11 protein-coding genes, 1 tRNA gene and 1 rRNA gene are annotated in these 13,814 nt (G+C 56.3%); 9 read left to right on the plus strand and 4 right to left on the minus strand.

Features of this window, described 5'->3' with window-relative positions; genetic code table 11:
- Positions 1-17: 17 nt before the first annotated feature.
- The gene (gene tatD, locus LG383_RS19955; RefSeq protein WP_106995903.1) at positions 18-800 is read left to right on the plus strand and encodes a 3'-5' ssDNA/RNA exonuclease TatD; all 783 of its coding nucleotides are present in this window, start codon (positions 18-20) and stop codon (positions 798-800) included.
- On the opposite strand, the gene rfaH is transcribed toward tatD, so the two are convergent.
- Positions 797-1,288, minus strand: coding sequence for a transcription/translation regulatory transformer protein RfaH (gene rfaH / locus LG383_RS19960; RefSeq protein ID WP_106995902.1), 492 nt, complete (start codon positions 1,286-1,288; stop codon positions 797-799). The genes tatD and rfaH overlap by 4 nt on opposite strands.
- Before the next feature lie 183 nt (positions 1,289-1,471).
- On the opposite strand from rfaH, the gene ubiD reads away from it, so the two are divergent.
- Together ubiD and fre are read left to right on the plus strand one after the other, a co-directional pair.
- Positions 1,472-2,956, plus strand: a complete 1,485-nt coding sequence (ubiD, locus tag LG383_RS19965) for a 4-hydroxy-3-polyprenylbenzoate decarboxylase (protein ID WP_106995901.1) — start codon at positions 1,472-1,474, stop codon at positions 2,954-2,956.
- Between the two features lie 42 nt (positions 2,957-2,998).
- Complete coding sequence (fre, locus tag LG383_RS19970; protein WP_106995900.1) at positions 2,999-3,700, plus strand: NAD(P)H-flavin reductase; 702 nt, start codon at positions 2,999-3,001, stop codon at positions 3,698-3,700.
- 16 nt (positions 3,701-3,716) lie between these two features.
- Here fre and LG383_RS19975 read toward each other — a convergent pair whose 3' ends face one another.
- The 3 genes from LG383_RS19975 to fadB all read right to left on the minus strand — a co-directional run bounded on the left by LG383_RS19975 (position 3,717) and on the right by fadB (position 7,569).
- Entirely contained in the window at positions 3,717-4,064 is a 348-nt protein-coding gene (locus tag LG383_RS19975) for a hypothetical protein (protein WP_225759990.1), read from the minus strand.
- Between the two features lie 142 nt (positions 4,065-4,206).
- Entirely contained in the window at positions 4,207-5,370 is a 1,164-nt protein-coding gene (fadA, locus tag LG383_RS19980) for an acetyl-CoA C-acyltransferase FadA (protein ID WP_225759991.1), read from the minus strand.
- Between the two features lie 9 nt (positions 5,371-5,379).
- Entirely contained in the window at positions 5,380-7,569 is a 2,190-nt protein-coding gene (gene fadB / locus LG383_RS19985) for a fatty acid oxidation complex subunit alpha FadB (RefSeq protein ID WP_225760166.1), read from the minus strand.
- Positions 7,570-7,756: 187 nt separating this feature from the next.
- Between fadB and pepQ the strand changes: the two genes are divergently transcribed.
- The 6 genes from pepQ (at position 7,757) to LG383_RS20015 (ending at position 13,812) form a co-directional block, all read left to right on the plus strand.
- Complete coding sequence (pepQ, locus tag LG383_RS19990) at positions 7,757-9,088, plus strand: Xaa-Pro dipeptidase (RefSeq protein ID WP_166185540.1); 1,332 nt, start codon at positions 7,757-7,759, stop codon at positions 9,086-9,088.
- Positions 9,088-9,702, plus strand: a complete 615-nt coding sequence (locus LG383_RS19995) for an IMPACT family protein (RefSeq protein WP_106995895.1) — start codon at positions 9,088-9,090, stop codon at positions 9,700-9,702. Before pepQ ends, LG383_RS19995 begins: the two co-directional genes overlap by 1 nt.
- Positions 9,703-9,742: 40 nt before the next feature.
- Entirely contained in the window at positions 9,743-11,194 is a 1,452-nt protein-coding gene (gene trkH / locus LG383_RS20000) for a Trk system potassium transporter TrkH (RefSeq protein WP_106995894.1), read from the plus strand.
- Positions 11,195-11,206: 12 nt separating this feature from the next.
- Positions 11,207-11,749, plus strand: coding sequence for a menaquinone-dependent protoporphyrinogen IX dehydrogenase (gene hemG, locus LG383_RS20005; RefSeq protein WP_166184670.1), 543 nt, complete (start codon positions 11,207-11,209; stop codon positions 11,747-11,749).
- Between the two features lie 361 nt (positions 11,750-12,110).
- A 16S ribosomal RNA gene (locus tag LG383_RS20010) occupies positions 12,111-13,650 on the plus strand.
- An 86-nt stretch (positions 13,651-13,736) separates the two neighbouring features.
- A tRNA-Glu gene (locus LG383_RS20015) sits at positions 13,737-13,812 on the plus strand.
- Positions 13,813-13,814 lie beyond the last annotated feature (2 nt).

Below are 13,814 nucleotides of genomic sequence, written 5' to 3' on the forward strand. Positions count from 1 at the left end.
GTCATATGGGAGCCAGTATGTTTGATATCGGTCTGAACCTGACCAGCCCGCAGTTTGCCCAGGATCGTGACGAGGTGGTGGCCAGAGCCGTCGCCGCCGGGGTCAACGGCTTACTGCTGACGGGCACCAACCTGCACGAAAGCGAGCAGGCGCGACAGCTGGCGCAGCGCTATGACCGCTGCTGGTCAACGGCGGGCGTCCATCCGCACGACAGTAGCCAGTGGACGGCGCAGAGTGCCGACACGCTCCGGGCCTTAGCCGCCTCCCCTGAGGTGGTGGCGATTGGCGAGTGTGGTCTCGACTTTAATCGCAACTTTTCCACCCCCGCCGAACAGGAACATGCCTTTAGCGCCCAACTGGCGTTAGCGGCGGAGCTGGGCATGCCGGTATTTATGCACTGCCGTGATGCTCACGAACGCTTTCTGGCATTGCTGGAACCCTGGCTGGATAAACTCCCTGGCGCAGTGCTGCACTGTTTTACCGGCACGCGGCAGGAGGCAATAGCCTGTCTGGATCGTGGTTTGTATCTGGGGATCACCGGCTGGGTCTGCGATGAACGACGTGGGCTGGAACTGCGCGAGCTGCTGCCGGTTATTCCTGCCGATCGACTGCTAGTGGAGACCGATGCACCTTATCTGCTGCCGCGCGATCTCCGTCCAAAACCGGCATCGCGACGCAATGAACCGGCGTATCTGGGACATATTATTGAGCGGGTCGCCCACTGGCGCGGCGAAGAGGCGCAGTGGCTGGCAGCGCAGACGGATGACAACGTGCGTCGTCTGTTTGGCGTCGAATTTTAAACTTTGCGGAAGCTGGTATTTTTGACGCTCTGCTTCACTTCTTTATTCAGTAAGTTCAGCAGCAGCATGGAGCGGGCTTCCCCGTCCGGCTCAGCGAAAATGGCCACCAGCCCTTCAAACGCCCCTTCAGTGATCACTACATCGTCGCCGGAGAAGGGGGTGTCGGGATCGGTAATGCCTTCGGGCTGTTTGTAGACCGAGAGCTGGTGGATCACGGAAGAGGGCACCGTAGCCGGGTGCGCGCCAAAGCGCACAAAGTGGCTGACACCGCGCGTCGCATTGATGGTGGTGGTGTGGATCACTTCGGGGTCGAATTCAACAAACAGGTAGTTAGGGAACAGTGGTTCACTGACGGTGGTGCGTTTACCACGGACCATTTTTTCCAGCGTGATCGCAGGCGTCAGACAGTTCACCGCCTGGCGTTCCAGATGTTCCTGAGCACGCTGAAGTTGCCCACGCTTGCAATACAGTAAATACCAGGCCTGCATAATGACTCTTTTCCGCTTGTTATGCCGGCAAGCATATCAAAACCCTGGCGGGATCGCTAAGCTGATTATAATGGCCGTACGCAGAAGAAGCCGTGAATCTTCACGCTTATTTAACAAAAATACAGCATCAGGCAGTCTTACGCCGTATAATGAAACGCTTACAGAGAGAGCTTGACTAACTGCATGAAATACAACGATCTACGCGACTTCCTGGAACTGCTGGAAAAGCAGGGCGAACTCAAACGCATCACCCTTCCTGTCGATCCTTATCTGGAAATGACAGAAATTGCTGACCGCACACTCCGTGCGGGTGGGCCAGCACTCCTGTTTGAAAATCCGAAAGGCTACACCATGCCGGTGCTCTGCAACCTGTTTGGCACACCAAAGCGTGTGGCGATGGGAATGGGGCAGGAGGATGTCAGCGCGTTGCGTGAAGTGGGTAAGCTGCTGGCCTTTTTAAAAGAGCCTGAGCCACCTAAAGGATTTCGCGATCTCTTCGATAAGCTGCCGCAGTTTAAGCAAGTCCTGAACATGCCGACCAAACGTCTGCGCGGCGCACCCTGCCAGCAGAAAATCGTGGAAGGCGACGCGGTCGATCTGACGCGTATCCCGATCATGCAGTGCTGGCCTGAAGACGCGGCCCCGTTGATCACCTGGGGTCTGACCGTCACGCGCGGTCCGCATAAAGAGCGGCAGAATCTCGGCATCTATCGTCAGCAGCTGATTGGTAAGAATAAATTGATTATGCGCTGGCTGTCGCATCGCGGCGGCGCGCTTGATTTCCAGGAGTGGTGCGCGGCCCATCCGGGCGAACGTTTCCCGGTCGCGGTGGCGCTGGGCGCCGATCCGGCTACCATTCTCGGTGCGGTCACCCCGGTGCCAGACACCCTGTCGGAATACGCTTTTGCCGGGCTGCTGCGCGGCACCAAAACCGAAGTGGTGAAGTGCGTATCGAACGATCTGGAAGTGCCCGCCAGCGCTGAAATCGTACTCGAAGGCTATATCGAGGCGGGTGAGATGGCTCCGGAAGGGCCCTATGGCGACCACACCGGCTATTACAACGAAATCGACAGCTTCCCGGTGTTTACTGTGACACACATTACCCAGCGTGAAGATGCCATTTACCACTCCACCTACACGGGCCGTCCGCCGGATGAACCTGCGGTGCTCGGCGTGGCGCTGAACGAAGTGTTTGTGCCGATCCTGCAAAAGCAGTTCCCGGAAATCGTTGATTTCTATCTGCCGCCGGAAGGTTGCTCCTATCGCCTGGCGGTAGTAACCATTAAGAAGCAGTATGCGGGTCACGCTAAACGGGTGATGATGGGCGTATGGTCTTTCCTGCGCCAGTTTATGTATACCAAGTTTGTGATCGTTTGCGATGATGACGTCAACGCCCGTGACTGGAACGACGTGATCTGGGCCATTACCACCCGTATGGATCCGGCACGCGATACCGTGTTAGTTGAAAACACGCCCATTGATTATCTGGATTTTGCCTCGCCGGTTTCCGGTCTTGGTTCAAAAATGGGACTGGATGCCACCAATAAATGGCCCGGCGAAACCCAACGTGAATGGGGTCGTCCGATCAAAAAGGATCCTGAGGTGACTGCGCGAATTGACGCGATCTGGGATGAACTGGCCATAATGAATAACGGTAAAGACGCCTGAATGCGCCGTTATGCCCTTTAGACTTCCCGACAGAGAGAGCGAATGACAACCTTAAGCTGTAAAGTGACTTCGGTAGACGCTATCACCGACACCGTATATCGCGTCCGTTTAGTACCTGAATCGGCGTTCTCCTTCCGCGCTGGCCAGTATTTAATGGTGGTGATGGATGAGCGGGATAAGCGCCCTTTCTCAATGGCCTCGACGCCGGACGAGCAAGAGTTTATCGAGCTACACATTGGGGCGTCAGAGCTTAACCTGTATGCGATGGCGGTGATGGATCGCATCCTGAAAGAGAATGAGATCGAGATTGATATTCCTCACGGCGAAGCCTGGCTGCGCGATGACGAAGAGCGTCCGCTGATCCTGATTGCGGGCGGCACCGGTTTCTCCTACGTGCGTTCCATTCTGTTGACGGCGCTGGCGCGAAACCCGGACCGCGACATCACCATCTACTGGGGCGGCCGCGAGGCGAAGCATCTCTACGATCTCTCTGAGCTGGAAGCGCTGAGCGTGACCCACCCGAACCTGCGCGTTGAGCCGGTGGTTGAGCAGCCGGAAGAGGGCTGGCGCGGTCGCAGTGGCACCGTGTTAACGGCGGTACTGCAGGATCATGGCACGCTGGTCAATCACGACATCTACATTGCCGGTCGTTTCGAAATGGCAAAAATTGCCCGGGACCTGTTCTGCAATGAGCGCGGTGCGCGGGAAGATCGTCTGTTTGGCGACGCGTTTGCGTTTATCTGACGCGCCGCCGCATCACTTAGCGCTGTTCGGTGTTAAAGAAGGTTTTGTAGAGAATTTTATCCTCGTCGAGCAGGCACAGGATCTGCCCGACGACCCGATCGCGGCGCTCGACGGTGGCTTTCAGTTCTGAGGCAATGTGCTGGCTGCCAACCTTCGCATCGTAGCGATCGAGCGCAACGCTATTGTCTTTCACGCGCGTCCCTTCAAGTAATGCCATGACTTCCGGGTTCGTTTTGTACAGGGCCTGGATTTCGCTCAGACAGTGATTTGCCATCAGACGATCGTCTGCGACGGGCTGTTGGGCAAACGTGTGGGATACGCTGAAAAGCAGTGAAAGGCCGAGCGCAGATACGCTTTTTTTCATCTTTATCATCCTTAATTGAAAGGCATTCGTCATTGAATGCGCGTCCTCAGAATACACCGTTCAGAATAAAAAAACCCGCCCCTGACAGGCGGGAAAACGGCAACTAAATCTTCGCCGGGCCGCTCTGCGACCCGGCTTTTTATTACACTCTCTCAAACACTGTCGCGATCCCCTGGCCCAACCCGATACACATGGTCGCCAGACCAAACTGGACATCCTTGCGTTCCATCAGGTTAATCAGGGTGGTGCTGATACGCGCTCCGGAACAACCCAGCGGGTGACCCAGCGCAATGGCACCGCCGTTGAGGTTAATCTTCTCGTCGATCTGATCCATCAGCCCCAGATCCTTAATGCACGGCAGGATCTGCGCGGCGAAGGCTTCGTTCATCTCGAAGAGGTCGATATCGCTGGTGGAGAGCCCGGCTTTTTTCAGTGCCAGCTTTGAGGCCGGCACCGGGCCGTAACCCATGATTGACGGGTCGCAACCCACTACCGCCATCGAGCGGATACGGGCGCGCGGCGTCAGGCCCAGCTCGCGGGCGCGGCTTTCGCTCATCACCAGCATCGCCGCCGCACCATCAGACAGGGCGGAAGAGCTGCCCGCCGTCACGGTACCGGTTACCGGATCAAAAGCCGGCCGCAGCGTCGAGAGTGCTTCAACGGTGGTTTCCGGGCGGATCACTTCGTCGAAATAGAACTGCTTCAGCACGCCATCGGCGTCGTGACCGCCGGTGGGGAGAATCTCATTTTTAAACGCGCCGGACTGCGTCGCGGCCCAGGCACGGGCGTGAGAGCGGGCGGCAAAGCTATCCTGCATTTCACGGCTGATACCGTGCAGGCGGGAGAGCATCTCTGCCGTCAGGCCCATCATGCCCGCGGCTTTCGCTACCGTGCGGCTCATGCCGGGGTGGAAATCGACGCCGTGGTTCATCGGCACGTGGCCCATGTGCTCCACGCCGCCAATCATGCACACCTGCGCATCGCCGGTCATGATCATGCGTGCTGCATCATGCAGGGCCTGCATTGACGAACCGCACAGACGGTTAACGGTAACAGCCGGTACCGAGTGCGGGATTTCCGCCAGCAGGGCCGCGTTACGGGCGATGTTAAAGCCCTGCTCCAGGGTCTGCTGCACGCAGCCCCAGTAGATATCGTCCAGCGCGGTGGCGTCCAGCGCCGGGTTGCGCGCCAGCAGGCTACGCATTAAATGTGCGGAGAGATCTTCCGCGCGCACGTTACGAAATGCGCCGCCCTTCGAACGGCCCATCGGGGTGCGAATTGCATCGACAATGACAACCTGTTCCATTGTGACTCCTTAAGCCGTTTTCAGTGCGCCAACCGGACGGGCAGGCTCAACCGGGGGATAGTACGCTTCGTTATTACGCGCTTTGGTGCGCAGACCTTCCGGAGCCTGATACAGCGCGCCGAGATGCTCATACTGCTGCGTCATATCCAGATAGCGGGCGCTGCCCTGCGTATCCAGCCAGCGGAACGCGCCGCCGTGGAACGGAGGGAAGCCCAGGCCGTAGACCAGCGCCATATCCGCTTCCGCAGGACTGGCGATGATGCCCTCTTCAAGACAGCGCACCACTTCGTTGACCATCGGGATCATCATGCGGGCAATAATCTCTTCGTCGCTGAAATCGCGCTTCGCGTGGCTGACCTCTGCCAGCAGGCTATCCACGGCAGCGTCTTCCTCTTTCTTTGGTTTGCCTTTGCTGTCTTCTTTATAACGCCAGAAGCCGAGGCCATTTTTCTGACCGTAGCGGTTCGATTCAAACAGGGCGTCGATGGCATCGCGGTAATCTTTCTGCATCCGCTGTGGGAAGCCTGCCGCCATCACCGCCTGGGCGTGATGCGCGGTATCAATCCCGACCACGTCCAGCAGATAGGCCGGGCCCATCGGCCAGCCAAACTGTTTTTCCATCACTTTGTCGATCTTGCGGAAATCCGCCCCGTCGCGCAGCAGCTGGCTGAAGCCGGCAAAGTACGGGAACAACACGCGGTTGACGAAGAAGCCCGGGCAGTCATTTACCACAATCGGGGTTTTGCCCATCTTGCTGGCCCAGGCCACCACTTTGGCGAGGGTTTCGTCAGAGGTTTTCTCCCCGCGGATCACTTCAACCAGCGGCATACGGTGCACTGGATTAAAGAAGTGCATGCCGCAGAAGTTTTCCGGGCGCTTGAGGACGCTGGCCAGTTCGCTGATTGGAATGGTGGAGGTGTTGGACGCCAGCACGGTATCCGGGCGCACCTTGTCTTCCGTCTCTGCCAGTACCGCTTTTTTCACTTTCGGGTTTTCGACCACCGCTTCGACGACCACATCCACGCGATCGAAACCGCTGTATTCCAGGGTCGGATGAATCGTGGAGATCACGCCGGAGAGCTTCAGGCCATCGATCTTGCCGCGTTCGAGCTGTTTGTTCAGCAGTTTGGCGGCTTCGGTCATGCCGAGTGTCAGTGACTTCTCGTTAATGTCTTTCATCACCACCGGCACGCCTTTCCAGGCCGACTGGTAGGCGATGCCGCCGCCCATAATGCCTGCGCCCAGTACCGCCGCCTGTTTTGGCGTCTCGACATTTTTGGTGAGCTGCTTCGCTTTGCCTTTAACGAACTGATCGTTGAGGAAAATACCGACCAGCGCGCGGGCTTCATTGGTATGAGCCAGCGGGACGAAGCTTTGGTTTTCTAATTTCAGTGCTTCGTCACGGCCCAGTCGTGCGGCCGCTTCGATGGTTTTCACCGCGGTGATCGGCGCAGGATAGTGTTTACCTGCCGTCTGCATCACCATGCCTTTGGCGATGGTGAAACTCATAGTGGCTTCAATTTTACTTAAGTGCAGCGGCTCCAGCTTCGGCTGACGCTTCGCTTTCCAGTCGAGATCGCCGTTGATCGCCTGGCGCAGAATGGTCAGCGCACCTTCATGCAGTTTTTCAGGCTTAACCACGCCATCAACCAGACCGAGTTTTAACGCCTGATCGGCACCCACATCTTTACCGGCAGCAATGATCTCCAGGGCACTGTCGGCACCCAGCAGGCGCGGCAGACGGACTGAACCGCCAAAGCCCGGCATAATGCCCAGTTTGGTTTCCGGCAGGCCGATGCGCAGATCCGGGGTGGCCAGACGGTAATCGGTGGCCAGCACGCATTCGCAGCCGCCGCCCAGCGCATAGCCATTGACGGCAGAGATCGTCGGGACCGGCAGATCTTCCAGGCGGTTAAAGACGCTGTTGGCAAAATGCAGCCACTGGCTCAGCTGCTCCTGAGGGACCAGGAACAGGGAGAGGAATTCGGTAATGTCTGCGCCGACGATAAATGCCGCTTTCTCAGAACGCAGCAGCAGACCTTTTAAGTCGGACTCTTTTTCAAGCACGTCCAGCGCATGGCCAAGGCTGGCCACGGTTGCGGTGTCCAGTTTATTCACTGAGCCGGGGGCGTCGAACACCAGTTCGGCAATGCCACCTTCCAGCCAGTCTACGTACAGGGTGTCGCCTTTGTAGAGCATGTCGGTCTCCTGAATCCAGCAATTGGATCTGGTCATACCAGATGATTCGGAGTGTGGGTTTTGTGTTAATGAAATGCAAATTAGTCATTAAATAATTGTAGGTCTGATCACGCTCGGCGGAGATCACGCAGCCTTTCTGAGGTGTGCTAAGATGCGGTGACTTGAGGTCAAGACAAAAGGAAGAATGATGGACTCACTGGCCGCGCTGTATAAAAATCACATTGTTACGTTACAGGAACGTACCCGCGACGTACTGGCTCGCTTCAAGCTGGATGCCTTACTCATCCACTCCGGCGAACTGTTCAATGTCTTTCTCGACGATCACGCTTATCCCTTCAAGGTGAACCCGCAATTTAAAGCCTGGGTGCCGGTAACCCAGGTTCCCAATTGCTGGTTGCTGGTGGATGGCGTGAACAAGCCAAAACTGTGGTTCTATCTGCCGGTGGATTACTGGCACAACGTGGAACCGCTGCCGACCTCCTTCTGGACAGAAGAGATCGAGGTGATTGCCCTGCCGAAAGCCGACGGCATTGGCAGCCAGTTACCTGCTGCCCGCGGCAACATCGGCTATATTGGCCCGGTGCCAGAACGTGCGCGCGGTCTGGAGATCTCAGCGGATAACATCAACCCGAAAGGCGTTATCGACTATCTGCACTACTATCGCTCCTATAAGACCGACTATGAACTGGCGTGCATGCGTGAAGCGCAAAAAACGGCGGTCAACGGCCATCGTGCGGCGCATGAAGCTTTCCTGTCCGGCATGAGCGAGTTCGATATTAACCTGGCTTACCTGACGGCTACCGGCCATCGTGATATTGACGTGCCGTACAGCAACATTGTGGCGCTGAATGAGCACGCGGCGGTGCTGCACTACACTAAACTCGATCACCGTGCGCCGTCCGAAATGCGCAGCTTCCTGCTGGATGCCGGTGCGGAGTACAACGGCTATGCCGCGGACCTGACCCGTACATGGGCCGGGAACAGCGATACCGAATTCGCCCAGCTGATCAAAGACGTCAATGACGAGCAGCTGGCCCTGATCGCCACCATGAAGGCTGGCGTGAGCTACGTGGATTACCACGTTCAGTTCCATCAGCGTATTGCGAAGCTGCTGCGTAAGCATCAGATCGTCAGCGATATGAGCGAAGAAGCGATGGTGGAAAACGACCTGACCGGGCCGTTTATGCCGCACGGTATCGGCCACCCGCTGGGTCTGCAGGTGCACGACACCGCAGGCTTTATGCAGGATGACACCGGTACGCATCTGGCCGCGCCGTCCAAATATCCTTACCTGCGTTGCACCCGTATTCTGCAGCCGCGCATGGTGTTGACCATCGAGCCGGGGATCTACTTTATTGAGTCCCTGCTGGCGCCGTGGCGTGAAGGGCAGTTCAGCAAGCACTTCAACTGGCAGAAAATTGAGGCGCTGAAGCCGTTTGGTGGCATCCGTATCGAAGATAACGTGGTGATCCATGAAAACGGTACTGAAAACATGACGCGAGATCTGAAGCTGGCGTAATGGAAAGCTGGCTCATACCGGCAGCGCCGGTCACCTTTACGGAAGAGATCAAAAAAAGCCGTTTCATCACGTTGCTGGCGCATACCGACGGCGTGGAGGCGGCAAAAGCTTTTGTTGAGTCAGTACGGGCAGAACATCCTGACGCCCGCCACCACTGCGTGGCGTGGGTGGCCGGGCCGCCTGACGATTCACAGAAGCTGGGGTTCTCGGATGATGGTGAACCGGCGGGCACGGCGGGCAAACCGATGCTCTCTCAGTTAATGGGCAGCGGCGTGGGAGAAATCACCGCCGTCGTGGTGCGTTACTACGGCGGCGTATTACTGGGAACGGGCGGGCTGGTTAAAGCCTATGGCGGCGGCGTCCAGCAGGCGCTGAATCAACTGACAACGATCCGCAAAACGCCACTTACCGAATATACTTTATTGTGCGATTACGCCCAGTTATCCGGCATCGAATCGTTGCTGAAGCTGTATCAGGGCCTGATCGTGCACAGTGATTACCAGGCGGCGGTGCAATTACGTGTGGCGCTACCTCAGGCATCGCTTCCGGCATTCTCAGCAAAACTGGCTGATTTTAGTCGTGGTTCGTTGCAATTACGGCCGATTGAAGAATAATCCCCACCTTACTTTTTGAATACCTAAGGAAGCGGCAGAGATGCATTTTCGTGCCATAACCCGAATCGTTGGATTGCTGGTCATACTCTTTTCCGGGACGATGATCCTTCCCGGACTGGTGGCGCTTATTTATCGGGATGGTGCGGGCCGGGCCTTTACGCAGACCTTTTTCGTCGCGCTGATGATTGGCTCCCTGCTGTGGTGGCCTAACCGCCGTGAGAAGGGGGAGCTGAAATCCCGCGAAGGCTTCCTTATCGTGGTGTTGTTCTGGACCGTGCTGGGCAGCGTGGGGGCATTACCCTTCATCTTTTCTGAACAGCCCAACCTGACCATCACCGATGCGTTCTTTGAATCCTTCTCAGGGCTAACTACCACCGGGGCCACCACGCTGGTGGGGCTGGATTCACTCCCCCATGCCATCCTCTTTTACCGGCAGATGCTGCAGTGGTTCGGCGGGATGGGGATCATCGTATTAGCCGTGGCGATCCTGCCGATACTGGGCGTCGGGGGGATGCAGCTCTATCGGGCAGAGATGCCGGGGCCGCTGAAGGATAACAAGATGCGTCCGCGTATCGCCGAGACGGCCAAAACGCTGTGGCTCATCTATGTGCTGCTGACCGTCGCCTGTGCGCTGGCGCTGTGGTTTGCCGGAATGCCGGCCTTTGATGCCATCGGCCATAGCTTCGCCACCATCGCGATTGGCGGGTTCTCCACCCATGATGCCAGCATCGGCTATTTTGACAGCCCGACCATCAACACCATTATTGCAATCTTCCTGCTGATTTCCGGCTGTAACTATGGTCTGCACTTCTCTTTACTCAGTGGCCGTAACCTGAAGGTCTACTGGCGCGATCCGGAATTCCGCATGTTTATCGGCGTGCAGCTGACGCTGGTGGTGATCTGTACCCTGGTGCTGTGGCTACATGATGTCTATGCTTCGGCAGTTACCACCCTGAACCAGGCCTTCTTCCAGGTGGTATCGATGGCGACGACCGCAGGCTTTACCACCGACAGCATTGCGCGCTGGCCGCTGTTCCTACCGGTCCTGCTGCTCTGTTCGGCCTTTATCGGCGGCTGTGCCGGTTCGACGGGCGGTGGCTTGAAAGTGATCCGCATCCTGCTGCTGTTCAAGCAGGGCAACCGCGAGCTTAAACGTCTGGTGCACCCGAATGCGGTCTACAGCATCAAGCTGGGTAACCGCGCGCTGCCGGAACGTATTCTCGAAGCGGTGTGGGGTTTCTTCTCCGCCTACGCACTGGTCTTTATCGTCAGCATGCTGGCGATTATCGCGACGGGGGTGGATGACTTCTCGGCGTTTGCCTCTGTTGTGGCCACACTGAATAACCTGGGACCCGGCCTTGGCGTGGTCGCAGATAACTTTGCCAGCATGAATCCGACCGCGAAGTGGATCCTGATTGCCAACATGCTGTTCGGGCGTCTTGAGGTCTTTACGTTATTGGTCCTCTTTACGCCAACATTCTGGCGCGAATAAAGGGAGCCATTTATGAAAACATTAATTCTATTTTCGACCCGCGACGGACAAACGCGCGAGATTGCTGCTTTCCTGGCGTCTGAGTTAAAAGAGCAGGGCATCTATGCCGACGTCATCAACCTGAACCGCACCGAAGAGATTGCGTGGCAGGAGTATGACCGCGTGGTGATCGGCGCCTCTATCCGCTACGGCCATTTCCATCCAGCGGTGGATCGCTTTGTGAAAAAGCATACGGCAACGCTGAACAGCCTGCCGGGTGCTTTCTTTTCGGTGAACCTGGTGGCGCGTAAAGCCGAAAAGCGTACCCCGCAGACCAATAGCTACACGCGTAAGTTCTTGCTGAACTCGCCCTGGAAGCCAGCGGCCTGTGCCGTCTTTGCCGGTGCTCTGCGTTACCCACGCTATCGCTGGTACGATCGCTTTATGATCCGTCTTATTATGAAGATGACCGGCGGCGAAACGGATACACGCAAAGAAGTGGTCTACACCGACTGGTCGCAGGTGGCCAGTTTCGCCCGGGAAATCGCGCAATTAACCCGCAGTTCGCGGCTTTAATAAACGTAAAGTGTGAAAAATAAGCGAACGGAAAACTTTTTGAGATTTATGCTTGTCACCGCCGAAGAACTCCCTATAATGCGCCTCCACTGACACGGAACAACGGATTACAAGCCGCCGGGTCAGCAGGGAAAAGCGTGAAATTATCGCTTGACTCTGAAAGGGGAAAACGTATTATACGGGACCTCGCAACGGTGAGCGAAAGCCGCGTTGCACTGCTCTTTAACAATTTATCAGACAATCTGTGTGGGCACTCAAAGTGACATGGATTCTTAATGTCTTCGGACAATAAATGAATACCAAAGTCTCTGAGTGAACATACGTAATTCATTACGAAGTTTAATTCACGAGCATCAAACTTAAATTGAAGAGTTTGATCATGGCTCAGATTGAACGCTGGCGGCAGGCCTAACACATGCAAGTCGAACGGTAGCACAGAGAGCTTGCTCTCGGGTGACGAGTGGCGGACGGGTGAGTAATGTCTGGGAAACTGCCTGATGGAGGGGGATAACTACTGGAAACGGTAGCTAATACCGCATAATGTCGCAAGACCAAAGAGGGGGACCTTCGGGCCTCTTGCCATCAGATGTGCCCAGATGGGATTAGCTAGTAGGTGGGGTAATGGCTCACCTAGGCGACGATCCCTAGCTGGTCTGAGAGGATGACCAGCCACACTGGAACTGAGACACGGTCCAGACTCCTACGGGAGGCAGCAGTGGGGAATATTGCACAGTGGGCGCAAGCCTAATGCAGGCATGCCGCGTGTATGAAGAAGGCCTTCGGGTTGTAAAGTACTTTCAGCGAGGAGGAAGGCGGTGAGGTTAATAACCTCATCGATTGACGTTACTCGCAGAAGAAGCACCGGCTAACTCCGTGCCAGCAGCCGCGGTAATACGGAGGGTGCAAGCGTTAATCGGAATTACTGGGCGTAAAGCGCACGCAGGCGGTCTGTCAAGTCGGATGTGAAATCCCCGGGCTCAACCTGGGAACTGCATTCGAAACTGGCAGGCTAGAGTCTTGTAGAGGGGGGTAGAATTCCAGGTGTAGCGGTGAAATGCGTAGAGATCTGGAGGAATACCGGTGGCGAAGGCGGCCCCCTGGACAAAGACTGACGCTCAGGTGCGAAAGCGTGGGGAGCAAACAGGATTAGATACCCTGGTAGTCCACGCCGTAAACGATGTCGACTTGGAGGTTGTTCCCTTGAGGAGTGGCTTCCGGAGCTAACGCGTTAAGTCGACCGCCTGGGGAGTACGGCCGCAAGGTTAAAACTCAAATGAATTGACGGGGGCCCGCACAAGCGGTGGAGCATGTGGTTTAATTCGATGCAACGCGAAGAACCTTACCTACTCTTGACATCCAGAGAACTTAGCAGAGATGCTTTGGTGCCTTCGGGAACTCTGAGACAGGTGCTGCATGGCTGTCGTCAGCTCGTGTTGTGAAATGTTGGGTTAAGTCCCGCAACGAGCGCAACCCTTATCCTTTGTTGCCAGCGGTTAGGCCGGGAACTCAAAGGAGACTGCCAGTGATAAACTGGAGGAAGGTGGGGATGACGTCAAGTCATCATGGCCCTTACGAGTAGGGCTACACACGTGCTACAATGGCGCATACAAAGAGAAGCGACCTCGCGAGAGCAAGCGGACCTCATAAAGTGCGTCGTAGTCCGGATTGGAGTCTGCAACTCGACTCCATGAAGTCGGAATCGCTAGTAATCGTAGATCAGAATGCTACGGTGAATACGTTCCCGGGCCTTGTACACACCGCCCGTCACACCATGGGAGTGGGTTGCAAAAGAAGTAGGTAGCTTAACCTTCGGGAGGGCGCTTACCACTTTGTGATTCATGACTGGGGTGAAGTCGTAACAAGGTAACCGTAGGGGAACCTGCGGTTGGATCACCTCCTTACCTTAAAGAACCTGCCTTTGCAGTGCTCACACAGATTGTCTGATGAAAAGTAAAAAGCAAGGCGTCTTGCCGAAGCAGACTTTAGTGTCCCCTTCGTCTAGAGGCCCAGGACACCGCCCTTTCACGGCGGTAACAGGGGTTCGAATCCCCTAGGGGACGCCACT

Source organism: Leclercia sp. Marseille-Q4284 (assembly GCF_916618945.1).
In the GTDB taxonomy this organism is placed as follows: Bacteria; Pseudomonadota; Gammaproteobacteria; order Enterobacterales; family Enterobacteriaceae; genus Enterobacter; species Enterobacter tamurae.

What these genes read in the sequence shown, in the direction of transcription:
- rfaH (WP_106995902.1), bottom strand. Translation starts at nt 1,288, where the DNA reads ATGCAGGCCTGGTATTTACTGTATTGCAAGCGTGGGCAACTTCAGCGT.
- trkH (WP_106995894.1), top strand. Translation starts at nt 9,743, where the DNA reads ATGCATTTTCGTGCCATAACCCGAATCGTTGGATTGCTGGTCATACTC.
- fadA (WP_225759991.1), bottom strand. Translation starts at nt 5,370, where the DNA reads ATGGAACAGGTTGTCATTGTCGATGCAATTCGCACCCCGATGGGCCGT.
- ubiD (WP_106995901.1), top strand. Translation starts at nt 1,472, where the DNA reads ATGAAATACAACGATCTACGCGACTTCCTGGAACTGCTGGAAAAGCAG.
- pepQ (WP_166185540.1), top strand. Translation starts at nt 7,757, where the DNA reads ATGGACTCACTGGCCGCGCTGTATAAAAATCACATTGTTACGTTACAG.
- tatD (WP_106995903.1), top strand. Translation starts at nt 18, where the DNA reads ATGTTTGATATCGGTCTGAACCTGACCAGCCCGCAGTTTGCCCAGGAT.
- LG383_RS19975 (WP_225759990.1), bottom strand. Translation starts at nt 4,064, where the DNA reads ATGAAAAAAAGCGTATCTGCGCTCGGCCTTTCACTGCTTTTCAGCGTA.
- fadB (WP_225760166.1), bottom strand. Translation starts at nt 7,569, where the DNA reads ATGCTCTACAAAGGCGACACCCTGTACGTAGACTGGCTGGAAGGTGGC.
- hemG (WP_166184670.1), top strand. Translation starts at nt 11,207, where the DNA reads ATGAAAACATTAATTCTATTTTCGACCCGCGACGGACAAACGCGCGAG.
- fre (WP_106995900.1), top strand. Translation starts at nt 2,999, where the DNA reads ATGACAACCTTAAGCTGTAAAGTGACTTCGGTAGACGCTATCACCGAC.
- LG383_RS19995 (WP_106995895.1), top strand. Translation starts at nt 9,088, where the DNA reads ATGGAAAGCTGGCTCATACCGGCAGCGCCGGTCACCTTTACGGAAGAG.